At 47.2% G+C, this 23998-nt stretch carries 18 protein-coding genes and 1 pseudogene (1 of these 19 only partly in view); 13 read left to right on the plus strand and 6 right to left on the minus strand.

Going from position 1 to position 23998, the window contains the following annotated elements; genetic code table 11:
* Positions 1-2: 2 nt before the first annotated feature.
* From COW20_20775 to COW20_20795, 5 genes are all read left to right on the plus strand, one after another.
* Complete coding sequence (locus COW20_20775) at positions 3-581, plus strand: hypothetical protein (protein ID PIW45361.1); 579 nt, start codon at positions 3-5, stop codon at positions 579-581.
* Between the two features lie 9 nt (positions 582-590).
* A complete protein-coding gene (locus tag COW20_20780; GenBank protein PIW45362.1) occupies positions 591-1019 on the plus strand; it encodes an ADP-ribose pyrophosphatase in 429 nt (142 codons plus the stop codon).
* Between the two features lie 71 nt (positions 1020-1090).
* On the plus strand, positions 1091-1498 hold the full coding sequence (locus tag COW20_20785) for a hypothetical protein (GenBank protein ID PIW45363.1): 408 nt from the start codon (positions 1091-1093) through the stop codon (positions 1496-1498).
* A 22-nt stretch (positions 1499-1520) separates the two neighbouring features.
* Positions 1521-3833 (plus strand): isochorismatase, encoded by a 2313-nt coding sequence (locus COW20_20790; protein PIW45364.1) that lies wholly within the window; start codon positions 1521-1523, stop codon positions 3831-3833.
* Complete coding sequence (locus tag COW20_20795; protein ID PIW45365.1) at positions 3827-4501, plus strand: hypothetical protein; 675 nt, start codon at positions 3827-3829, stop codon at positions 4499-4501. Before COW20_20790 ends, COW20_20795 begins: the two co-directional genes overlap by 7 nt.
* 2 nt (positions 4502-4503) lie before the next feature.
* Here COW20_20795 and COW20_20800 read toward each other — a convergent pair whose 3' ends face one another.
* The 3 genes from COW20_20800 to COW20_20810 are packed head-to-tail and all read right to left on the minus strand — an operon-like array spanning position 4504 to position 8858.
* Positions 4504-4887, minus strand: coding sequence for a hypothetical protein (locus COW20_20800; GenBank protein ID PIW45366.1), 384 nt, complete (start codon positions 4885-4887; stop codon positions 4504-4506).
* 36 nt (positions 4888-4923) lie between these two features.
* Positions 4924-7050 (minus strand): hypothetical protein, encoded by a 2127-nt coding sequence (locus COW20_20805; protein ID PIW45367.1) that lies wholly within the window; start codon positions 7048-7050, stop codon positions 4924-4926.
* 26 nt (positions 7051-7076) lie between these two features.
* Complete coding sequence (locus COW20_20810; protein PIW45368.1) at positions 7077-8858, minus strand: hypothetical protein; 1782 nt, start codon at positions 8856-8858, stop codon at positions 7077-7079.
* A 155-nt stretch (positions 8859-9013) separates the two neighbouring features.
* On the opposite strand from COW20_20810, the gene COW20_20815 reads away from it, so the two are divergent.
* The 3 genes from COW20_20815 to COW20_20825 all read left to right on the plus strand — a co-directional run bounded on the left by COW20_20815 (position 9014) and on the right by COW20_20825 (position 11478).
* Positions 9014-9544: a hypothetical protein gene (locus COW20_20815; GenBank protein ID PIW45369.1), complete on the plus strand. Its 531-nt coding sequence runs from the start codon at positions 9014-9016 to the stop codon at positions 9542-9544.
* Between the two features lie 6 nt (positions 9545-9550).
* Complete coding sequence (gene corA / locus COW20_20820; protein ID PIW45370.1) at positions 9551-10729, plus strand: magnesium and cobalt transport protein CorA; 1179 nt, start codon at positions 9551-9553, stop codon at positions 10727-10729.
* Positions 10730-10800: 71 nt separating this feature from the next.
* Positions 10801-11478 (plus strand): hypothetical protein, encoded by a 678-nt coding sequence (locus tag COW20_20825; protein PIW45371.1) that lies wholly within the window; start codon positions 10801-10803, stop codon positions 11476-11478.
* On the opposite strand, the gene COW20_20830 is transcribed toward COW20_20825, so the two are convergent.
* Complete coding sequence (locus COW20_20830) at positions 11475-13091, minus strand: FMN-binding glutamate synthase family protein (protein ID PIW45372.1); 1617 nt, start codon at positions 13089-13091, stop codon at positions 11475-11477. The two genes, COW20_20825 and COW20_20830, sit on opposite strands and share 4 nt — an antisense overlap.
* A gap of 192 nt (positions 13092-13283) precedes the next feature.
* Between COW20_20830 and COW20_20835 the strand changes: the two genes are divergently transcribed.
* The 5 genes from COW20_20835 to COW20_20855 all read left to right on the plus strand — a co-directional run bounded on the left by COW20_20835 (position 13284) and on the right by COW20_20855 (position 22580).
* Positions 13284-13853, plus strand: coding sequence for a heme NO-binding protein (locus COW20_20835; protein ID PIW45373.1), 570 nt, complete (start codon positions 13284-13286; stop codon positions 13851-13853).
* Complete coding sequence (locus COW20_20840; protein ID PIW45374.1) at positions 13829-17446, plus strand: hypothetical protein; 3618 nt, start codon at positions 13829-13831, stop codon at positions 17444-17446. Before COW20_20835 ends, COW20_20840 begins: the two co-directional genes overlap by 25 nt.
* Before the next feature lie 274 nt (positions 17447-17720).
* The gene (locus tag COW20_20845) at positions 17721-18983 is read left to right on the plus strand and encodes a hypothetical protein (protein ID PIW45375.1); all 1263 of its coding nucleotides are present in this window, start codon (positions 17721-17723) and stop codon (positions 18981-18983) included.
* Positions 18984-19089: 106 nt separating this feature from the next.
* Complete coding sequence (locus COW20_20850) at positions 19090-20493, plus strand: hypothetical protein (GenBank protein ID PIW45376.1); 1404 nt, start codon at positions 19090-19092, stop codon at positions 20491-20493.
* Between the two features lie 5 nt (positions 20494-20498).
* Positions 20499-22580: a penicillin-binding protein gene (locus COW20_20855; GenBank protein ID PIW45377.1), complete on the plus strand. Its 2082-nt coding sequence runs from the start codon at positions 20499-20501 to the stop codon at positions 22578-22580.
* A 22-nt stretch (positions 22581-22602) separates the two neighbouring features.
* Here the strand turns inward: COW20_20855 and COW20_20860 are convergent, their stop codons facing one another.
* Together COW20_20860 and COW20_20865 are read right to left on the minus strand one after the other, a co-directional pair.
* Positions 22603-23406, minus strand: a complete 804-nt coding sequence (locus COW20_20860) for a hypothetical protein (protein ID PIW45378.1) — start codon at positions 23404-23406, stop codon at positions 22603-22605.
* A 73-nt stretch (positions 23407-23479) separates the two neighbouring features.
* Positions 23480-23998: pseudogene (locus tag COW20_20865) on the minus strand (hypothetical protein); it runs 42 nt beyond the window's last position.

Below are 23998 nucleotides of genomic sequence, written 5' to 3' on the forward strand. Positions count from 1 at the left end.
GAATGCACGCTGCCATGAGTGAAATTGTCTATCAACTGAGGATCAGTCTGAATCTAAGTGAACCAGAAATCTGGCGGCGCTTTCTTGTAACGGGAAAAACCAGCTTGGATGAATTGCACGATATGATTCAAATTGTGATGGGTTGGGGCAACCAACATCTCTATCAGTTCATTATCGGTGAGCGTTTTTACGGAGATTCTGAATTGGGCACCTCAGGGCAGCGCTCAGACTCCAGCATTGTCACCCTGGGAGATCTGATCAAGCGTCCCAAAACTCACTTTATCTACGAATATGATTTTGGCGATGGCTGGGAACACGATATTCTGGTTGAAAAAATTCGCCCCCGCCCCCAATTTGAAGCTGAGTTTCTACCTATTTGTCTTGAAGGCAAAGGGGCCTGTCCGGTAGAAGACTGCGGCGGAATCTTTGGTTACTATGAGATTTTGGATGCCCTGAAAGCTCCTGAACACCCTCAACATGCAGAAATGGAAGAAATCTGGGGAGAATTAGGCTCTGACCTAGATCCCGAGCATTTTGACTTAAAATGGGTCAACGACAATCTGCGTGAGCTTGTCAGTTAAATTCAGAAAATGGCAGCCTCTCTCTATCCAGAAGTCACAGTAGGCGCCCTTATTCTCAATCCTCAGGGAGAAATCTTTTTTTTCAAAACCCATAAATGGAAAGATCACTATGCCATTCCAGGGGGCCATATCGAATTGGGTGAAGACGCAGAATCAGCAATACGTCGCGAGGTTTTCGAAGAAACCCATCTCCCAGTCACAGAAACCCTTTTTCTCTGTTATCAGGAAGCCCTTTTTGATCCCGCCTTTTGGGAAAGCAAGCACTTTGTATTCCTAGATTTCATCTGCCATACTCCGGGGGGAGAAGTGATTCTCAACGATGAAGCCGAATCCTGGCTCTGGGCAAAACCCGAAGAGGCTTTGCAATTAGATCTGGAACCCTATACCCGGAAAACCCTGCTGGTTTACCTTGAAAAAACAGCTTACCAGGCTCTTTAAGCCTTTGGTGGATTCCTTTCGCCCTGGAGTCAAGGTAAAATAATAAATAACCAAAAGAAAGTCTGCGATTCATGAGGGCTGCCACACGCAGTATTACAATCGATGTACATCCGGCCTGGGTATTTGAGTTTGTATCAAATCCTGTCAATTTGCCCCTTTGGTCACGCTCTTTCTGCCTGTCTGTTTTTCAACATGAAGAAGCTTGGTTTATTGAATCACCGCATGGCCCCATACAGGTTTACATGCAGGCAGATCCTGAAACAGGTGTGATTGATCAATATCTCTACCCTACACCAGAAATTCAAGTCCTGATTCCCATGCGGGTGGTCCCCAATCAGAGTGGAACAGAATTTATTTTCACTCTCTTTCAACCTGACGATATCTCCGAAGAGGATTACCAACAGGAGATCTACTGGGTTGAACAAGAATTACAGACACTTAAAAAATTGCTAGAAGAACCGGAAAACATTCCGAACTGATGGGAAGACCAAGGAGAAATAAATGCCCCAAGCCCTGCTGATGACACAATGTCTCCAGAACGATTTTGTCAAACCCCTGAATCCCTTTGACCCTCTCCCCAATTTATTGCATATTGGCTATGAAGAAGCCCGCCGTTTGATGGGAGACAAGCCCGAAACAGGCCCCGTATCACGGGTTATTGATTGGGCTTACGCGCAAAGCGATGAAAAATTAAAAGTCATGCATATTCGCGACTGGCACGATCCGCTGGATTTTCGTCAGTTTAACCACCTGATTCAATTTGGACATCACTGTGAGCAGGAGAGCGAAGGAGCAGCCTTCGCCTTTGCTGAACCCAGCACAGATAAAAAAATTGAAATTATTGATACCCTGACCCTGAATGATTTTCTGGACACCACCCTGGAAGCCTGCTTAGCGCCCTATCAAGGCCAAAAAATGCGGGTGGGACTGATGGGGGTCTGGACAGAGGCCAAAATCACCTTTCTCAGCTATGAACTCAGCACACGGTACCCAGAATTTGAACTTGGGGTCTGTTCTGCCCTCACCGCCAGTTCCTCACGCGCTCAACACTTTATCGCCCTTGAACAACTTGAGAAATTACTGGGGGTCAAGGTCTTCGCCTCCGTTGCAGAATTTATTCGCTTTTTAGGCGGTGATACCACCTCTATGCCACTGACTGGCTGGCAGGATGCACGTCATCCCGTGATCGTGCTCGACAGTTTGCCTGGCCTGGAAGAAACAGATAGCAAACTTTTGCGTTATCTCTTCAGAGATTCAAGGGTTGCCAAACTGCACCGCCTGGATGGCGGCTTCTCTGGCAATGAAGTGCTGGGTACCAGCAGCACCGATCTTCACGGCCACAAACAGGTACCCCATGTTGTGAAAATTGGCTGGAACCATATGATCGGCCGCGAACGAATGGCCTTTGAACAAATTGAATCCGTTTTGGGCAATAATGCGCCACGCTTGGTAGACTTTGTTGAATTGGGCGACCGAGGCGCGATTAAATATCGCTATGCCTCTATGGGGGGCGGGTTTTCAACCACCTTTCAAAGGTGCTATCAAAAAGGGCTCGAACCCGAAAAACTCAAACGCATTCTGGATACCGTTTTCATTGAACAACTGGGACGACTCTATACCGCCGCTGTCTATGAAAAATGTGATTTGCTCGAATACTATCAGTTCAGTGCACAATGGGCCCCCAATATCCGCAATCGAGTAGAAAACCTCTTGGGAATCTCTTCTCAGGGCGAAGAGCTGGAAATCCTTCCTGGGCTCACAACTCCCAATCTTGTGCATTTTTACGAACATGAGCTTGAAAAACTGAAGCCCTATCACCAGGGAGACAGTTCCTACCTTTCCTTTGTGCATGGCGACCTCAATGGCGCCAATATTATCATCGACGCCCAAGAAAATGTTTGGTTGATTGACTTTTTTCATACCCACCGAGGGCATATCCTGCGCGATTTACTCAAACTTGAAAATGACCTCCTGTATATTTTCACGGCGATTGAAAATGAGGAAGCACTTCAAGAAGCCTGTAAAATCAGTGACCTGCTCTGCAGAATTCAAGACCTGCGCGCCCCCCTTCCCGCGCTCGAAGAAACGGGGCTGACAGATCCAGGTTTGCAGAATGCTTGGAAGATGATCCAAATTCTGCGCAGCTATTATCCCGAACTTATACATGCGGATCGGGATCCGCTTCAGGCCTTTATTGGCCAATTGCGTTATGCCGTGCACACCCTCAGTTTTAAAGAGAGCAGTCCCTTACAGAAAAAATGGGCCCTGTATACGGCAGGTCTGTGTTGTGACCGGATTCGCACGCATTTGGGAAGGGGCCGCAATCTCTGGGTGGATTGGCTGCCTGCAGAATATACAGACAAGGGCAAACTGGGCCTCACACTTTTGCCCGGACGACGAGATTTGCACCGCTCCCTGGAACGCGATCTTTCAAGCTTGAAAAATCAGGAAAAAGCTACGCATATGGTTTGCCTCAGTACATCCGACGAATTGCAAAGCTATGGTGTGCCCAGTCTCTTGGAGAACTATCGTGCGCAGGGGATCGAAGTTTACCACCTTCCCATTCTGGATCAAAAAGTCAGCAATCAGTCTGAAATGAAAGAACTGCTGGCCTGGATAGAAACTGCGCTTGCAAATAAAGGCCATGTGGTTTTGCATTGTGTGGGCGGCCTGGGCCGTTCAGGCTTGGCCGCAGCCTGTTTTCTGAAGCAAAAAGGGCTCAGTTCAGAGGCTGCTCTGCATCAAGTGCGTTTGACCCGTTCTCCCCGTGCAATAGAAACCCTTGAACAGGAGAATTTTTTACGCGAATTCTGAACCGCTTTTGGCAACTGAAACGCACCCTCGATCAGAATTTCAGAATCCCCCTGCTGCAATGGTGGGATCAATCCTATTTATTGCAAACCAGTCCTGATTTTAAACAGGTTCTCAATGCCTACCAGGAGATTTATCCTGATTCAGCCGCAGCCAATCTGGTCTCCTGGTTAGAGCGACAGGATACACGTTGTTTGGAAGAAGAGGACTTAACCTATGGAGAAACCCCCTGGCGTACCTGGCTGAAAATCATTCCGCTGCTTCAACTCAAAGCGGGTGATCGTTTTGTCGATTTGGGCTGTGGCACTGGAATTCTGGCCTTGTATCTGGCCTATCAAGAAAATATTCAGGTCACAGGCATTGACCAAATTCAACGGTTTATCGCCAATGCACGCCTCTTGGCAGAGAAGTTTAATCTCCAAGCAGAATTTCGTGAAGGTTCAGTCTTAGAGCTTGACCTGAGTGAGTTTAACGCTGTGTATTGTGTTTGCACTTGTTTCAGTGAATCCTGTCGCCAGAATTTACTCCAAAATTTAGCAAAAACCCAAGTGGGAACGCGAATTCTCAGCGTCACCCATGGCTTAGACAGTCCAGACCTGGAATTGGTAAACACCTATTCTTTTTCTTTTGCCTGGGGAAAAGACAGCGTCTATGTCTATAGGAAACACTGAAATCAACGCATTTGTTTGCGCAGAGTAGCCTGTTGTTTTAAGCCCCATTCCAAATGTTCGGGCGTGCAAAAATTCAATTGAAGCAAGGCTTCGCCCAAGGGCACGTCTTCTGAAACATGGTAACTAAGCGCAGAAATCAATTGTTCTTTGCTGATGATTCCCTCTTGAATCAGAAGATTCCCCAAGCGGCTGTTTTGCCGCATCCGATTGCGTTTGCGATAGAAATGCTCTGCCAGTTCCCTTGCGCTTTTGCCATTCACCAGCGTTTTTTCATTCATCAATCCCACCTCATCCAAGGCAAAACTGATCAATTCAGGCACCGTGGCTCCAAACCCCTGAAAGGCATCCACACACAGGTTTTGAATATACGTATTATCTAAATCCATAGAGCTGCACCCCCGTCATTCGTATGTCTCAGGAAATCAGCGGATTTCAAAGACTTTTTGAGCTGTTTGCACATTTCCCAAACGATCCAGTACACGCACCACCAGCGTATGCGATCCCTTTGCTGGCTTTTTCAACAAGATCTCAAATTGTTCATCCAAGCCATCAATAATTCCATCCTTGGATTGAAAAAGCTCTGTTTTTTGACCATCCAAAGAGTATTCAGCATAGGCCAAAGGTGTGACTGTGTCTTTCGCAGAAAAACTGAACTTCACCGTTTTTTCTTCTTGGTTAAAGCTTAAAGCACTCACAGCAGGCGGCGTATTGTCAATCGTGATTAACTGCGTTTCCTTGGCAATCCGAAAACCCTGTCCAGGATTTGAGAGGGCATCATTGGCCGTGACACGAAAATGGTATTGGCCTTCAGCGAGGGTCGCTGAATCAAAGGAATAAAAAGAATCTTGAATCGCGTGGGCCAGGCTTTTCCAGGTTTGGTCACCAAAGCGCTGGTAAGAAACCTCGTATTCAAGGTTATCATCATTGGGATCTGAAGCATCCCACGCCAAAGTTAGCATACCAGGGCGATAGTCCTGGATCACGCGCATGGCCAAGGGCATTTTCTCGGCAATCAATTCCTGATAAATTTCATCGGTTCCCTTGGGGCGACGCAATTTGTCCATCACCTGAGCATTCAGATCCAGAATACGGGGGCCTTCAATTTTGCCCAGGGTATGCGGCTTAAAGAAGAGACCGCGTTGAAGAAAATAGACATCATTGAAATAAGGCGCCAAATTTTCACGCATAAAGCTGATATCAATACTGTGAAGCTTGGGAGAATGCTTGGGATTTTTGCTGCTCAATTCAAAACGCAGTTGCAGATAACTGCCCGGAGGAGATTTGATTGGGCTGCCTTTGGGATCGCTATAAGGCCCCTCCCAAGCACTCCAGGTATTATCGGGCTCAGCAGTATTGCCTGAACGTGACCAGGCACGTACTGCCGTATCGGCAGGCATCAAGGCATCAAATCTCAGGTTTCCCCAATTGGCTTTCAGACTGCTTTTAAAAATCTGCGTTTCGTATTCTCCTTTGCTGAGAAAATTGCCCTGAAAACGCTCAATTTGCGCAGGACTTGAGCCCACCATAAACAATTCGGAGCCTTGACCCGGAATGATTTTTGCAAGTTGACGTGATTGGCCTCTGGCAGGCAGGCTCAACATCCTTTTTTCTGCAGAAAGCGGGTCAGTAAAACGGTAAATCCGACCCCGTGGCCCGGTTCCAATCAAAAGTGACCCCGCCTGATCCAACTCCAAAGTGAAAGCTGTTTCAGTATTCATGCGGAACAACATCTCAGATTGACCCGAGGGAGAAATCATAAACACTGCGCTTTTGGGTTGATTTTTAGGTGGGTTTTCACGTGTGGCGGCGACAAAGACATTGCCCTTGCCATCCCCCGTCATGGCCGTCACTTCCGTAAAATCAGAATCCATGAGCGCCTCAGGGTGTTGGTTGGCCTGGATACGATAGACAATGCCTTTGCTGCCAGAGCCTACCAATAAGCCCCAATGGCGATCCTGATGCAAGACCTTGAGATTGGCTTCATTGGATTGATACAGCCGTGTCAGCTTAAGATCACGATCGAGACGATACAATACGGCTTTGTCACCTGTCAGAATATAGACTTCGCCATTGGGGCCGGCCTGCATCTCCCAAATATAGCGTTCATCCAGAGACAGAATCAATTCTGCCTTTCCCTGATGAATCCGGTAAATTTGTCCAAAAGGAGAGAGTGCCGCCAAAACATCTCCATTTTTTTGAGGAAGCACCGCAGAAACCACCCCTTGACTCCGCTCAAGTAAGGTTTTTAGCGTATATTTCCCTTGATTTCCATCGACTTGATAGACCCCCGCAGGGTTGCCTGTGCCCAGAAAAATCTGCGAGCCCAAACTTTCAGCATCTAAAATAGAACCGCCCGTATTCAGCTTTAACATCGGCGCAATATCCAAACCCAAAGAAAGAGAGCCATCTGCTTCGATTGCCGTGCTTAAAATATCCCCCTCAAGAAAATCACCGACACCTTCGAGGTACCAATTCTTGGGAAACTCAGCCCGAGCGGGCAGGGAAAAGGAGAGCAGCAAAGCGGCAAGAGACAAAGCAAGCTTTTTCATAGGGATATTCCTTCCTGGGATCATTGCTAATTGATGGCGTGGGCGTAGGGGGTAATATTCAAATTCAGAAGCACTTTCCCACTCAAATCTGTATCCATGGGAATTTTCTGTTCTGAACCCGGCGAGCGTATGGGAATTGATGCATTCACAGTTTCTGGGTTCAGCAACAATTCTTGTACACTCGCAGGCAAGCGTGTTAAAAGCAGATTGTTTTGAGCCAAACCACTTTCTTCGGTTAAAAATAAAAGATGCAAATCGCTGCTTTGGCGTTTGCTAAAGAGCTGTTTTAAGAGGTCTTGGTAACTGGAGAATCCTGTTTCTACAGAACCTTCAAGTGCATCAAAGCTTTTGGCATCTCCAGCCAAAAGAACCAGGGGGCCATAGGGTGTATTTTCTGGAATCTGAAGCTTAAACTGACGCAGATCTTTCTGCTTCCTCCAAGTCTCCAATTCCAGATAGAGCGTAAAGCTATCTCCCGGTTTAAAATCATCCCTATCCGCCCAGATACGTCGAATCATTGATTGGCGGGATTCAGGCTGAAGCTCAGCCTTGATTTCCAATTGCTGAACATTGGGCTTATGAAAGGGATTATTCCACAAGGTAAATAAAGCATTGGCGAGATCCTGAACGGCGCCCAAAGCAACATCTTCTGTTTCACTTACCGAATAACGGTTTTTATAGGTCAGCGTTTGCCCATCTACGCGTAAACGCCCTTCTAATTGAAGCGTTCCGCCCTTATTGAAATTCAGGCGTGAAGCCAAAACATTTTGCACACTCATCGCCATCATCAAAGGAGTCATGCCTGGGTTTTGAAACACTTCAAAATGAATTTTGGCAGGGTCAACCCCAATGCCATCCTGAATATGAAGATCCACAGGAATCATCGGCGTCATTTTGCCTATCTGGCCATAAATCGCAGTCAAGCGATCCTGGGTAATGGTCCCCACGGTTTTTCCACTTTGCGACATTTTATAGGAGCCTGCCTCTGAGGCAAGAATATGGTGGATATAGGCGGTCGCCATGGGAATTTGAACATAGCCCTCATTAAAAAAAGGATGTCCAAAGGCCAGGACTTTATCCCCTTCCAGATAGGAAACAGTCCCCGTTCCATCGATTGAAAGATCACCACGCACCAACTGCCCAGCAATCGCACCACCGGGCTCAAGTTTTTGTGGCATATCAGGATTTGCAATCGAAGCGCCTGGGGTGCTGATTCCGCCCATGACGGTCTTAAAACCCATCTTTTCAAGTTCTGGTAAATAATGGCTGAGCACATCGGCACGAAAGCCACCAAACGAAAGTGGGGTAGAAATGGGTTGCAGCGATACCGGCCATTGCGCCTGTTTTTGCGCCAAAGCCTGGCGATAGGTTTGAGGATAATAAACCTGTTTCTGAGTTGGTTCTTTTTCAGCGGGCAGTTTAAAAATTGCCTGCATATTTGCAATCGGGGTAATTCCCGCAATCGGTTCTTTGGTAAAGGAACCAAAGCGATAGGCCAAAGCCCCCACCAATTTGCCATTGATATAACAAGGACTGCCACTCATGCCTGCGACAACCCCTGTAAATTCAGCCTTTTCACCTGTTAACCGCGCCAGAATAACATCCTGACCAGGCCCCAACATGCCTTGCATTAAACTGAGCACGCGAAAGCCAAAGGGCTCTACTTTCGAACCTTGAAAAACAGTGTGACACGTGCCTTCCATACCACGTTGAATCGCTTGAACCGGCATCTGGGGTTCAGCAGCTTCTACGGCAGATACACACGAAAAAAATGAAGCGGCAAGAAAATAAACGGGAATTTTACGCATGAAATGACAACCCAAATACCAGAATTTCATCTAGTTTAGCACAGTGATTAGATTGCAGACATGAACTTCGTGAAAAAGCAGAATCCGCGCTTTTAAGTAAGGAACTGTTATTAAAATTTCTGCGTCATCAAGAAACAGTTCCACAAAGTTGAGTGATGAATGGTATGATTTTTTTCATGAAGTATTTATCCAGTTCTTTCAGTTTGGGTCTCGCACTTCTGCTGCTCAGCGCGTCAGCTTTGCCAGCACAAGCAGAACTTGTCTGGGGAGGGGTCGCTGAATTGGGCTTTTTACGCGGCCCCACTTACCCTGCCGATCCCAAAGACAGCAAAACCAGCCTTTTGGCAGGACTCTTTGTCAGCACCAGCGGCATTGAAGCCCGCCCTCAAGTCTTGATTTCTGAAGGCCAATACAAGGGGCTCTTGCTGGATGCAGATCTCAGAATTACACCCAAATGGTTTGGACAACAGGAATATATCATGGGCATTATTTCTCCCTATGGTATTTTAGGTGGCAGTGTGTCCTACCCTCTGGCCTGGGGCTGGCATGCCCGTGCAGGTGTGGGTCTGGCCATCCCGCCCTATGGCATCGTCAATGCAGAGATTGGTTACCGCAGCCACCGCATTTCTTCTGATCTTCTGCTTGAAGGGGTGACTCTCAGTGTTCGCGCAGGTCTGCCTTTTTAGGTTGAAATGTCGCGCAAACATTCAAAAGCAAAACGTTTACTCAAACAATCTCCCTTTCAACTTAAGCCTGTAAAATTGTTTCAACGCAGAACTGCACCCGGAGCTTCCCCTGGCACCTTGGTCGCAGACCCTGAGGCCTCCCCCCCACAGTTTCACTTGATTACGTTTAGTAAAAAAAACTTTCAGGAATGGTCAAGCCAGGATCCCACTGATTTGCCCGCCAAAGTTCAAGCGGATGAAATTCTCTGGATCAATGTCGATGGCTTAGGCCATGCTGAAACCCTGCAAAAAGTAGGCGAAACATACGGCATTCACCCACTTGCACTGGAAGACGTAGTGAATGTCCACCAACGCCCTAAATTGGAAAGCTATGGCAAACTTCTGTTCATTGTGGCACGCATGCCACATGATCAAAGCGACAGCAATGGTGAACAGGTCAGTTTCTTTCTGGGTGAGAATCTGATTCTGACCTTTCAGGAAGGGCTGCCAGGTGATACCTTTGAACCCGTCAGAGAGCGACTTCGCGGAAATATCGGAAAGCTCAGGGGATCTGGAGCTGACTATCTGCTCTATGCACTGCTCGATGCCTTGATCGATCATTATTTTCCCATTTTAGAGCGCTATGCTTCGCGGCTTGAAGATCTTGAAGATGAAATTCTGGAACACCCGCACAACCAGTTAACTTCAGAAATTTATACCATTCGCCGTCAATTGCTCGGCTTAAGACGAGCGATCCGCCCCATGCGCGATGTGATTAATTCTCTGATACGGGGCTCACTTGAGCAAATCAGCGATGAAGTGAAACTCTATCTAAGAGATTGCTATGACCATACCATCCAATTAATGGATATGTTGGACACCTACCGAGAGGTCGCGACTTCTCTGATGGAAATGGCACTGGCCAGTGCCAGCCACCGACTCAATGAAATTATGCGTTTTTTGACGGTGATGTCCTCGATCTTTATCCCTCTGACTTTCATTGTCGGCGTCTATGGCATGAATTTCAAAACAGAGATTTCACCCTGGAATATGCCTGAATTGGATTGGTATTATGGCTATCCCTTTGCTTTGGGACTGATGGTTCTGACCGTGGTCTGTCTGCTTCTGTTTTTTAAATACAAAGGGTGGTTGGGTATCCCCCGCCGCTTGGATGAAGACGGCCAAGCGATTACCACGGTCAAATAATTACCAAAAATTAATGCTTATTTAACTTCACTCTCATGCGAAAATCACGATAACGCTTAAAGGAGAAGCGCATGATACAAACTTTGCCCACTACCACTCAAACCTTTCAAACCGCTCAACCACCGGCAGCCAAGTCGCCCGTGGAAAAAAAGCCTCAAACCCTCAATGAACACAAAGAGGGTCTGACGGATCGTTTGGTAAGATACGCCAATTATGGCGTTGGGGCTGCAGGTTCAGCCGCAGGCATGCTGGCCTTCCCGCATCAAATCGCTCAGAATGCCCCGCGTCTGATCCAAGGTACTACAAGTTTTGCCAAGACGATGCAAGCCCTGGGTCAAGCCCACCCGCTTTTAAGCTCAGGTGCAAAAATCATGAGCAGTGGTGCACTGAAACTCGCCAAAGGAACCCAAGTCGTCTCTAAATTTTCGACAGTGGTTATGCAAACCCCTGTGATCGGCAAACTGACAAGCCCAGCCATGGCCAAAACCATGACCACCAAAGTTTTACCAGCAGCCAACGCGGCGGGTGCTGCATTCGCAATTGCAGATAACTCTCTGCGTCTGATTCGGGCTCGAGAGGCTCACAATACCACTGGCCAGGTTCTTGCCGGTGCTCAGATTGGGCTGAACCTGATCTCTGGGATAGCAGGATTTCTCCCCGGCAAAGCCCAATGGGTTGCGGCGGGTGCAGGCTTGAGCGGTTTAGGCCTAGAGCTGGCGCACCAATGGGGCGGCCTGGGTAAAAATTAACGCCAGCCATCATCCGTTTGCGGTAAAAAGCTCGTTGCTGATGCACTGGCCAAGGCCTTTCGATACTCATCAGGAATCTCATTATTAAAAAATGCACCCGGCTTCAAATAGGCATAAATCTGATCATAGTGAAGTACCATGGCAGGACTGACACGGCGGTGCACATGACGAGGACGCAGTTTTTTCAAATCAGACAAACCCATTGCGCCCAAAATTTCAGCTGCACTTTCAATCGTCTTGGCCTGGAACATTTTGACCCGCTGCCTTTTGTCACCCACATGCAGACCCGCCACCAAATGGGGGTCCTGGGTGGCCACACCTGTCGGACAATCATTGGTATTGCAGCGTAAAGCCTGAATACAACCGATCGAAATCATCATGGCACGGGCAGAATTTAAGAGATCTGCACCAATCGCAATTTTGCTGATTAAATCAAAACCGGTGGTGATTTTTCCTGAATAAATCACACGGATTTGATCCCGCAGGCCAAAGCCCATCAGACAATTGTGTACAAAGACAAGTCCTTCTACCCCCGGAACGCCAATACTGTTTGAGAATTCGAGTGGGGCAGCTCCCGTTCCCCCTTCTGAACCATCCACAGTGATAAAATCTGGAAGAATGCCTGTTTCTTGCATGGCCTTGCAAATGGCTACAAATTCATGGTTTTTACCCAAACAGAGTTTAAAACCAACAGGCTTGCCCCCCGAAAGATCCCGCAGTTTTTGAATAAACTGAACCATTTCCAAAGGAGTACTGAAGGCACTGTGTTGGGGAGGTGACAATACATCCTGGCCCATGGGTACATGTCGGATTTCGCTGATTTCAGGGGTTACTTTTTGAGCAGGTAAAATCCCACCATGCCCCGGTTTTGCCCCTTGGGAAAGTTTTATTTCGATCATTTTCACCTGGGGTAAAACTGCTTTTTCAGCAAACATTTCAGCTGAAAAGGTTCCCTCTGGCGTACGGCAGCCGAAATAACCCGTGCCGATCTGCCAAATCAAATCACCACCGGGTTCAAGATGATAGGGACTCAAGCCCCCTTCACCTGTATTATGGGCAAAATTCCCGTCTTTTGCACCGCCATTCAAGGCTAAAATCGCATTTTTACTCAGCGAACCATAGCTCATTGCAGAAATATTGAGAATACTGGCGTCATAGGGTTGTTTACAATCCTTGCCACCCACCCAAACGCGCAAGGAGACCGGGTCAACATGCACGGGTAAAATTGAGTGGGAAACCCATTCATAGCCCATTTCATAAACATCCAACTGGGTGCCAAAGGGCAAAGTACTCACATCATTTTTGGCACGTTGGTAAATCAAAGAACGCTGCAAGCGGTTAAAAGGAGCCCCATTGGTATTGGACTCAATAAAATACTGATTGATCTCAGGGCGAATCAACTCCAATAAATAGCGCATATTCCCCAAAATTGGGAAATTTCTACGAATGGTTTGCTTGGTCTGCAAGGCATCTACCAACCCTATCACAATCAGCCCACCCAAAATCAGGCTTAAAGTGGAATGAAAAGGATAATAAAGGGGGGGTAAAATTAAATAGCCCAAGCCAATGATGACAAGCGAAACCCCTACGCCTATGAAAAATAGTTTTCTCATTCTTCCTGTCCCTTCAGCAAAATACGCTCACAGTTTCAGAAATACTAAAACTGAACCCTATGGATTTTGTTCAGTTTACCCCAAGCAGAATTTTTTTTCACCTCAGCGTTGATTTCTACGAGAGTGGTTCGACAGCAATTCCATCAAAAGGTATACTAAAGTCACTCTAAATTTTCAAGCGTAGAAGCAGGAATGAATGCCATGTATGGAATTGTCAATAAAGCCCTGAAAGCCATGATTCTCGCCCAGGAAGGTCAGGAGGTCTGGGAACAGATTCTCGACAAAGCGGGCTTGGAAAATCCTGTTTTTATTGGTACAGACAATTATCCTGACGAATGGACCTATCGCCTGGCCAGTACAGCCAGCGAAAAATTAAATCTACCGCTCAACACCCTGCTCGGCAAATTTGGAGAGTTTTGGGCCACCCATACAGCGGTTGAAGAATATCCTGAACTAATGGCCACAGGGGGAGGCAACCTGAAAGATTTTCTGATCAACCTGCCCAATTTCCACACCCAAGTGGTTTTAATGCTTCCCCAACTTGAACCCCCAGATTTTCAATGCGAGGTCATCTCAGAAATCTGTTTGCATATGCATTACTTCAGTACGCGACAAGGCTTGGCGCCTTTTGCGCTGGGTATTTTTAAAGGTTTGGGCAAAGTCTTCCAGGAAAATATTCAAGTCAAACACATTGAACAAATTTCAGAAGCGCAAGACCATGATGTGTTTGAAATATCATGGTCTCAATCCCGATCCGAATGAGCCAAGGGTTTACCCTTCCAGCTGAAACCTGGGACAGCATTTTTCCCTTTTATATCTTGCTGGATCAGGAACTGACGCTGCTTGAAGCAGGGTCTGTTCTGCTGAAAACACATCCCTTTCTGCAAATAGGTGATTCCTTCTTTCAACACTTCAAGATCAAACGACCGCCAGGGCTTCAGCCCAATTTTAAGAATCTTTGTCAATTATTGAATCATATTTTGGTCTTGGAAAGTTTCTCAAGCCCAATGCTTTTGCGCACCCAGGTACTCCAATTGCATGAGCCAGAGCGGCTTTTATTATTGGCTTCCCCTTGGTTTACAGAAGCAGAAGAACTCAAAAAAATGGGAATTACTCTTCAGGACTTACCCAAACATCACCCCGCCTGGGACTTTCTTACGCTATTACAGATCCAGAGATCCGCTTTGCGCGATGCCAAGGAATTGGCTTCACTCTTACAATCCCAACAAAAGGGGTTAAAAGAAATCAATCAAAAACTGCTGAGTCAAGAAGCCGAAGCCCGTAAATTGGCCTTGATCGCAGCGCACACCGAAAACCTGGTGATTTTAACGGATAACCAAGCCCAAATCGAATGGGTCAACCCCGCTTTCGAAAGACTGACAGGATATCAACTGGATGAAGTCAAAGGCAAAAAACCTGGAAACTTTTTGCAAGGGCCTGAAACAGATCTTGAAACGGTGGGCTCTATGTCCCGTCAACTTCAGGCGGGAATGCCTTTCAGCGCTGAATTGATAAACTACACAAAAATGGGCAGCAAATACTGGGTATCGATTGAGGTCAGGCCCGTTCATGATGAGCAGGGAAAAATTATCCATTTTATGGCCCTCGAAAGTGATATTACCCAACGCAAACAAGCAGAAGAAGAGCTCGCACGCTACAGCCGTGCCTTGCAAAGATTGCAGGGCCTCTCAACGGAACTAGAAAAGAGTTTAGAAGATAAAATCAGAGGCATTCTTGAAATTGGCTTGGAAACCTTTGGACTGGAAATGGGAATTCTCAGTCAAATTCAAAAAAATGAGTACCGGGTCTGCTATTTTCAAGCCAAACCCGAGATACCCTCGATTGCTGAAGGTAGCCTATTTGAGTTGGAACGCACTTATTGTCAAAAAGTGGTCAAAGACAAGAAGCCTTATTTTTTTGCTCAAGACTCCCAGTCAGCCTATCGGCAGCATCCCTGCTATCGCGATACAGGCCTAAATGGTTATATTGGAAGCCCTGTATATATTGGCCCCCAAATTTTTGGAACACTCAATTTTTCAGCAAAAATAGCCTCTCGCCCCCTCACAGAACGGGATGCTGAAATTATCAGTTTGTTTTCGCGTTGGATTGGATTTGAGCTTTTAAGAAATCAAGACCTGATTGAACTGGCAAACGCAAAAGAAAAAGCAGAATCATCAAATCAAATGAAAACTGAATTTATTGCCAGTATCAGCCACGAAATTCGAACGCCACTGAATGCCATTGTGGGTATGAGTGAACTGATGCAGGAAACAGTTTTAAACGCTGAACAAAAAGAATTTATGAGTACCATTTGGTCAGGTTCACAGTCTTTACTGCATCTGATCAATGATTTATTGGATGTCTCAAAAATTGAAGCCGGACAGGTGGATATCGAAACGATTGAATTTGATCCGCTCCAGATCGGTTCTCAAACCCTGCAGATCCTGCAATCAAGGGCGCAGAGTAAAAAGCTCGATTTTTGGTTTATCTGCACCCCCAGCCCTGCCCCTTTGGTATTGGGAGATCCAAACAGAATTCGTCAAATTCTCTTAAATTTAATCACCAATGCGATCAAATTTACAGATCAGGGTTCGGTCATTTTAAGGCTCAAGTGGAAAGCAAGCCCCGAAAATAGTATTCAACTCAGCTTTGAGGTAGAAGATACGGGCATCGGGATTCCCCCGAAATCTCAATCTCTGATCTTTGAAAAATTCACCCAGGTGCATGAACACAGCCGTAAAATGGGAGGCTTGGGCATGGGGCTGAATATCTCCCTGCTGCTTGCCACAGCAATGGGAGGAGCCCTCTCCTTTGATTCTGAACCTAACCAGGGCTCTATTTTTCGCTTTGAAATTACGCTCCCCCTGCTCAAAGCGGCAGAACCCATCAATAGCTCAGCCTTACCCGAAATTCAAATTATTGCGTCGACCCCAAGAAAGGCTCTGATTCAAGCCAGCCTTGAAGCCTGGGGGCTAAAAACCCAGATTCACGCTGAAAATCCAGAACCCAAGCCAACTCAAATCATGGTCTTGGATCTGAGTCTGCCCACAGAGATAATCGACAAACAGCTCCAAAAGTTAGGGTTGTCCCACACAAAAGGAATGCTTCTTTCGGATCCAAAATCAGAGTCGAAACATGAAGAATTGCTTTCTGCTCAAAACTTACACTGGATTCACCCCCCTTTTATTCCTGAGGACGTGGCTGAATTTTTTCAATTCAACGCAAAACCAGAAACAGGCAAAACAATTGAACCCCATCTGGGTTCTGAACATCCTAAATTTCAGAAATCGCCCCATATCCTCTTGGTAGAAGACAATCCTGAAAACCAACTCCTGGCAAAGCGTTGGCTGGAGCTTGAAGGATACCGTACCACCAGCGCTCTCAACGGAATAGAAGCAATCCAGGCTTATCAGGAGATGAATTTTGAGCTGATTCTAATGGATATTCAAATGCCTAAAATGAATGGCTTAGATGCCAGCCAAAAAATTCGAGAGCTGGAGGCCCAATCAGGCAGGCAGCGTACCCCCATCATTGCGTTCACAGCCCATGCGGTCGCCCATTATCGAAAGGAAGCTTTTGAAATGGGCATGGATGACTATATGACCAAACCTATTCGCCGTGAAAGATTGGTTTCGATCTTAAATAAATGGATCGATACTCAGATCCATATCTTGGTGATCGATGATGACCCCTTAAACCATACGCTGATTGAAGCCTATCTGCGCGGTCAAAACAATCTCGCCATTGAAAAAGCATTGACCGCTGCTCAAGGCGCAAAAATGCTTGAAAAAAAAGCATTTTCGCTGATTCTCTTAGATATGGAAATGCCTGGAAAAAATGGCTATCACTTTGCCAGAGAACTCAAACAAATCAAGAAATTCCAGCAGCTTCCCATTCTTGCCATTACAGGGCACCGAGGCGAAAATGAACGCCAGAAATGTTTGGAGGCTGGCGCTTCAGAGTTTCTTGAAAAACCCTTCTCTAAAACCGAGCTTCTGGAACGCATGAGGCAGATCTTAAGCCCCCCCTTGCCAAGTAACGAAAAAAAGCAAATCATCGTAGACCCTGAAATTGCTGACTTAATTCCCATTTTTATTGAAAATATCCTCAAACAAATTCAAAATCTAGAGCCCAACTTAATCAATCGGGAATGGCGTCCGCTCATGCGTTTTGGACATTCACTCAAAGGCTCAGGTGCAAGTTTTGGCTTTCAAAGTGTTTCTGATTGGGGTGCGCGGTTAGAAACCGCAGCCCTTCAGGAAAATTTCGCAAGCTATTCAGAGCACTTTAAGGCCCTTGAAAATTTTCTCAAACAGGTGGATTGGGCTCCTGGAGAGACACAAGTCCTTGAATAATGTGGCTAATAAAAGCCTAAATAAAGGTTAAGTTTAAGTTAAAATATCTGAAATTTAACTTATAAATAAATCCACAGAAATCGTCTCAAAAAACCTGAAAATAAAAAAATATCCCCACAAACCCCGATCACAAAACCCTTCCATAAAAAGGCAAGATTGGGCCAGTCACAGGCTGAAGAGGTGACATTCATACCGCACATGGTATAATGCCTTTCATTAATGTGATTTTAATCACGCAGCCTTCCACTGGATACACTCACATCACAGCATCCAAATGGAACACAATAAAACCGTAATTACGGAAAGGATCGTTGCAAAGTCTATGCAGACTAACTTTCCCTCACATGAAACCCCACTTTTTCCCGAATTGGATCAACTCTTTAATGAAATTCATTCTCAATGGGAAACTGAAATTCAAGCGCTGACTGTGCCTGCGCCTCAAATTCAAAGCCTCGCTACTCCCGACCCCATCCGCACAGTAAAAACCTCCTCACGCAGCCCTTTACTCACCCCTTCCCGCAAAAGAAAAACCCGTCGCCGCCAAAACTTTCGTCTTTCCTTACCCAACCCCAAGCTAATGGCAAAAACCGCTGCAGGTCTGTTGCTCGTAAGCAGCGCAGTTTCAGGTTTTCAATGGCTGAAAGCACAACAGAACAGCACACCCACCCAAAAAATTCGGCGTGTGATGGCCCAAAATACCCAAACAAAAGTTGCTGCGTTTCGGAAAGAAGTTGCTGAAGGCAACCATTTCATGACCGAGAGCGATAAACCTGTTCAGTATATTGTTCAGGAAGGCGATACCGTCTCAAAACTGGCGCGTAAATTTCACGTCAACCCCAATACAATTATCAAGAACAATGACCGTAAAAAACTTAAAGCTGATCGCATGAAACCCGGTACACGCCTCACTATTCTGCCGATGGATGGTATTGCCCACCCAGTCGAAAAGGGCGAAACCATTGCAGAACTTGCAAAACGTTATAAAAAGCCCGTAGAAGAAATTATTGAAGTCAATGATCTGGATAATCCCCATATGATCGTTGAAAATCAAAAGTTGATTATTCCCAACGCAGTTGAACTGCGCCGTCGTCCCCATGAAAAGCCCCATGTAGCGAGCACCTCACGCAATGGCAAATCAAACCCTGCGGCCGGGCACTCCTATGCAAAAACAGGCAATCGCCTGTCTTGGCCTTCAGCAGGTATTGTAACCTCTAATTTTGGCTGGCGTTGGTTCCGGATGCATTCCGGCATGGATGTAGCCGCCCCCGTTGGAACCCCCATTCGGGCGGCAAAAGAAGGCAGAGTCGTTTACAGCGGCTGGATGGGTGGCTATGGCTATGCCGTTGATGTCGATCATGGCAATGGCATTATGACCCGTTATGCCCACTGCTCTGAATTGCATGTTCAGGTAGGGCAAAAAATCTATCGGGGCCAGGTTTTGGCTGCGATGGGTTCTACAGGTCATTCAACAGGCCCCCACCTGCATTTTGAAGTTCATGTCAATGGTCAACAGGTCAATCCCCGCGGGTATTTTTAAAACCACTGCATAGCAAATCCTGCCAGAATCGGTACACAAGCCCCTGCATCCTGGCAGGATTTGCGTATATAATACAGAATCATGCATCTATGGCAGGGAGTGCCACATGAAAGTGAATCCATCCAGAGAAAATCTTCTTTTGGCAATCGCATCAATCTGCCTTTTGCTCTGTGCCCTGCTGCTCCATTTTTTAAGACTGAGTTTTGGCGCACTTGTGCTGGCCTTAATTGGCATTGCGCTCTTGGCGCTTCAGAACAAATACCTTTTGAGACAGACTCTAACAGGCGCAGCTTTGCTTGAAAAAGTACTGCAACAGGTGCTCAGCGGCCAGGACCCTGATTTTGACAGCTTGCCTGATCACTGGGCCTTGGTGGGAAAAAAACTTAAATCCATCACCACTTATCTTTCTGTCATGAAACAAAGCATGGAAGATCGGATTGCTCTGCTGGAAGAAAAAAACCAGGAACTGAAAGATCAAAAAAGCACCCTGCAAGAATCCATTGTGGCTCTGCAACATTACCACACCATTCAAGACAAATTCCGTGGCATTTTAGACATCGATGAAATTCTTCAGAATGCAATGGAATTACTGGTTCAGGAAATGTCTCCCAACAAGGCTTTTTTTCTGAAATTTGATGATGATGCTGAAAATATCAGCGTCTTAAGCCCTGTCGGTGTTCCTTTGCAAGAAAATCAGAAACTGAGTAAAAAAGAAGCGGCCCAAATGCTTCTGGCCTTCGAAAAACCTGATCAAAGTATTCTGGACTTAAACACGCTTGAAACCCATTCCGCTTTGTATGGCATTCCTTACCAGTCCTGCCTGATTGCCCGTTTGGTGATCGACAATGAAACTTGGGGTCTGATCTGTGTTCTGGATAAAGAATCCCGCCAGGGCATTGAAGCTTTCGGAGAAAAAGATCAGATTATCTTGAGCAACCTGACCTCCATTCTTCAGAAAGACTTAAAAAGCGCCCACTTGTTTGAATTGGCAACCACAGACAGTCTTTCGAAACTCTGTGTTCGTCGCTATTTCGAACGCCGACTGGAAGAAGAAATCCGACGTTCTCAGCGACATCAGTTTGAATTTTGCCTGCTGATGATGGATATTGACTATTTCAAACGCTTCAACGATACCTATGGCCATTTGGTGGGTGATGAAGTGATCCGGGAAGTTTCCCAGCAGGTCAAAAATCAGGTGCGCAACGGTGTCGATATCGTTGCACGTTATGGGGGAGAAGAAATCGTTGTGCTCCTGCCACAAACCCCCCAAGAACACGGCATTGCGGTTGCAGAGCGTATCCGTCAGGCGATTGAAAGCCTCGATGTTCCGTCCTTGAGTAATACCAAAAACAGTCCCCATGTCACGATCAGTATTGGGGTCGCCGTTTTCCCCCAGCACGGTACCGAACTCAAAGTTCTCTTTGAAAATGCAGATGCCAGCCTTTACCGGGCCAAGGAAGCGGGTCGCAATCAAGTCTGCACCCATGAGGTTCCTGCCTCGTCAGGTTAAGTCACATGCCGCGCCCTTCTCAAAGAAAACCGCTTCAAGCACTGCCGGGTTCAGGTCAAAAATCACCGAGCAAAGTGCGCACCTATCTTATTCGCAGCCTGATTTTCCTGTTTGTTTTGGGGGGAGCCCTGGGCATCGGGGGCGGAATCGCCTTGATCGTGCTGTATAACCGTCTGCCCGACGTACGCCAGCTTGAAAATTATACCCTTCCCCAAGCCAATGAAATATATACCCGCTCGGGCCGCCTGCTCACCCGCATCTCTTCTCAGGGGCGCTATGACCCCATTCGTCTTGAGGACATTCCAAAACATGTGCAGGATGCCGTTATTTCTGCAGAAGATCGGCGTTTTCGCGAACATACCGGTGTCGATGTGTTGGGATTGGCCCGCGCAGCCTTCGTAAACCTAAAACATGGCGGCACCGTAGGAGGAGCCAGTACCCTCACACAACAATTGATCAAAAATTTATTTCTGACCTCTGAACGCACCGCCAAGCGTAAGATTGCAGAAGCATTGCTGGCGATTCAATTGGAGAGCAAATATTCCAAACCCCAGATTTTAGAAATGTATTTAAATCTCGTCTTTTTAGGCCACAATGTCTATGGGGTAGAAGCCGCTTCGCAAATTTATTTCGGTAAATCCGCAAGACGCCTGAGCATTGCTGAAGCGGCCATGTTGGCTGGCATTATTCGCAGTCCAGAATACCTCTCTCCGCACCACCATCTGGAAGGCGCAAAGAAAGTTCAAAGCATTGTGCTCAAGCAAATGGCCAAAGACCATTTGATCACCGAGGCCCAATTGGATGAAGCGCTCAAACAACCGATTCATCTCGTCAGCCTGCGCACCAGCTATCCCTACCCTTATTTCTTAGATTTCGTGCTGTATTCCCTGCGTGAAAAAGTAGGAGAAGGGCTCTTCCGTCAAGGGGGCTGGAAAGTGTATACCACCTTAGATCCCGAGGCCCAAGCCTATGCCGAAAGAATTCTGCGTGAGGATCTGCCAAGGATTAAACGCTATGGTGCCCACCAAGCCGCTTTGGTTTCTCTCGATCCCAGAACAGGTTTTATTCATTCTCTGGTGGGGGGTGTCAATTACGCTCAGAGTCAGTTTAACCGGGCTTTTCAAGCCAAGCGACAGGTGGGTTCCACTTTTAAACCCTTTGTCTATCTCAGTGCCTTTGAAAATGGCAAAGACCTGAAATCCACACTGCAAGATGGCCCCGTCAGCTTTGGTGGCTACCGTCCCCGAAACTGGGATCGCCGTTACCACGGTACTGTCACTTTATTACAGGCACTGACGATGTCTATGAATATTCCCACAGTCAAATTGGCCAATGAATTGGGAATGGGGCGTGTGATTGATATCGCGCGCCGGGCGGGAGTCAGCAGTGAGATCGCTCCCGATTTGACCTCAGCCCTGGGCTCCTCAGAAATGACCCTGCTGGAGCTGACGGCCGCCTACGGTAGCTTTGCCAATGGGGGCATCCGTGTCGAACCTACCGCGATTGCGAAGGTCGTCGACGCCCAGGGCAATATACTCTTTGATTACTACCCCCCCCAGCAACGTGTTTTTGCGCAAAGTTCGGTCAGTCAACTCAATACAGCCCTGCAAAATGTGATCAACCATGGAACAGGAACAGCCGCCGCAATTGGGCGACCTGCCGCAGGCAAAACAGGCACCACAGATCAGAGTTACGATACCTGGTTTGTGGGCTATGTACCGCAATTGGTGACGGGCGTCTGGGCTGGGAATGACACGCCCAGCGCAACCCGTGGGGGCGGTGGCTCTGTCTGCGCACCGATCTGGAGAAGTTATATGCGCTTTGCCACCCGCCGTCTTCCAGCGCAAGGTTTTGAAATGGTGGCTCCTTCCAGTTCCCCCTCGGCTTCAGAGGCCTCAGCCTCCCCTGAAAACTCACCCACACCGAGTACCCCGGCGATCGAAATTTCAGAGATTCCCTTGCTGACCCCCTCACCCAAATTGCCTGAAGACGTCCCCTCTGAACAGCCCAGCGAGCCCCCTGTCCAGGAACCCGTTCAACCTGAAGAACTCCCAGAAACGACTCCCAGCGAAGAGCCCATGCTCTGATTCAAGCCTGGGGCTTGTAGATTCAAGCCAGGGGCTTGTAAACAGAGACCAAGAGATAATCCTGCATCACGGCATCATACAGCTTGCAGCGCACCTCATTCAGGCTCCATTCTTTCAGACTTTGTGGGGAAGGAGATTGCAGCAAACGCTTCAGAGCATATTTGCGCAAAGCATCACGGCAAGATTTCCAGGTAGGCTTCATCACCGAGCGCAGGGTAGGGCTTTCAAAGCCTGCATCTAAATAGATTTGGCGATACTGCGCAAGATTGCGAAAATGGTTGGCAGGAGGAATGATTCGTTCGGGAGGCGGAAAACGAAATTGTACATCACTCAAAACCAGCCAGCCACCCGGTTTTAAAACCCGCCAAGCTTCTTTTAAAAAGCGACGACGGGTTTCAAAATGAAAAACCGCTTCGACACAGAGAATGCCAGCCAGACTGTTGGCGTCAAATTCAAGCTGGGTTGCACTCATTAAATGAAAATGACATTCTGGTGCGTTTTTTTGAGCATTTTTCAATTGCTGTTGCGAAATATTGATGGCATGCACCTGATCCGGCGGAATCAAGTTCGCAAGCGTGCGAGTGGTTCCGCCCTGGCCACAGGCCACGTCTAATACGGGCCCCTGAAGAGGTTCTAACGGCTTTAAAAGCTCTAAAACCAGATTTTCAGCGGCAGCCTGGGCCGATGTGATGCCCTCTGACCAAAAACCAAAATTTGAAAAACCACTGTGTTGAAAAAACGCTTCATGAAAATCTGAGGCAAACCCCTGATCATAAATTCGATTGAGATTCCGCTGCAAAATGGAAGGCTGAAAGGCATCGTTCATTGCTTGTCTCCTGATCACTTGCAAAAAAAGGCGAAACAGCCCCCGCAGAGGCTGTTTGAAACAAAGATTTGAATTAATGGGTGGCTTTATCGTAGATCGCGCCACCGACCCAACCGGCGACCCCGGCAGTCACAGCAGAAGAAACCAAAGCGGTCGGCAGAGATTTGCCCTTATAGAGGTCGTAGGCCAGATTGCTGGCACCCGCCAGCGCTGCGGTTCCCAATTGCGCCTGGGTCTTGTTTTTTGCCACAGAAACCACAGCACCATTGACGATGCCACTTAAAGCACCTTGTGCGGCACCAATTCCAGCACCCACAGCAGCGCCACCGAGAACACCTACCGCCAGGCTGCCCCATGCCAGTTTGGGATCATTGAGGGGGGCCCCCATGGTAAAGGCAAAGACCAAGAGGGGAACACCCAAGCCACCAGCTACAGCGCCACCAATCGCTCCAGTTTGTGCGCCCAATTTAGATTGAAATTTTAGGCCTTCTTTAACAGATTCACCCAATTTAGGTTGTTTTGAAACAGAAAGAGAATCTGAGGCCATGCTTTGTGTTTGCGGTTCAGCAGGTTTGACTTGGGCCTGAGTGGC

The organism is bacterium (Candidatus Blackallbacteria) CG13_big_fil_rev_8_21_14_2_50_49_14 (genome assembly GCA_002783405.1).
Classification (GTDB): Bacteria; Cyanobacteriota; Sericytochromatia; order UBA7694; family UBA7694.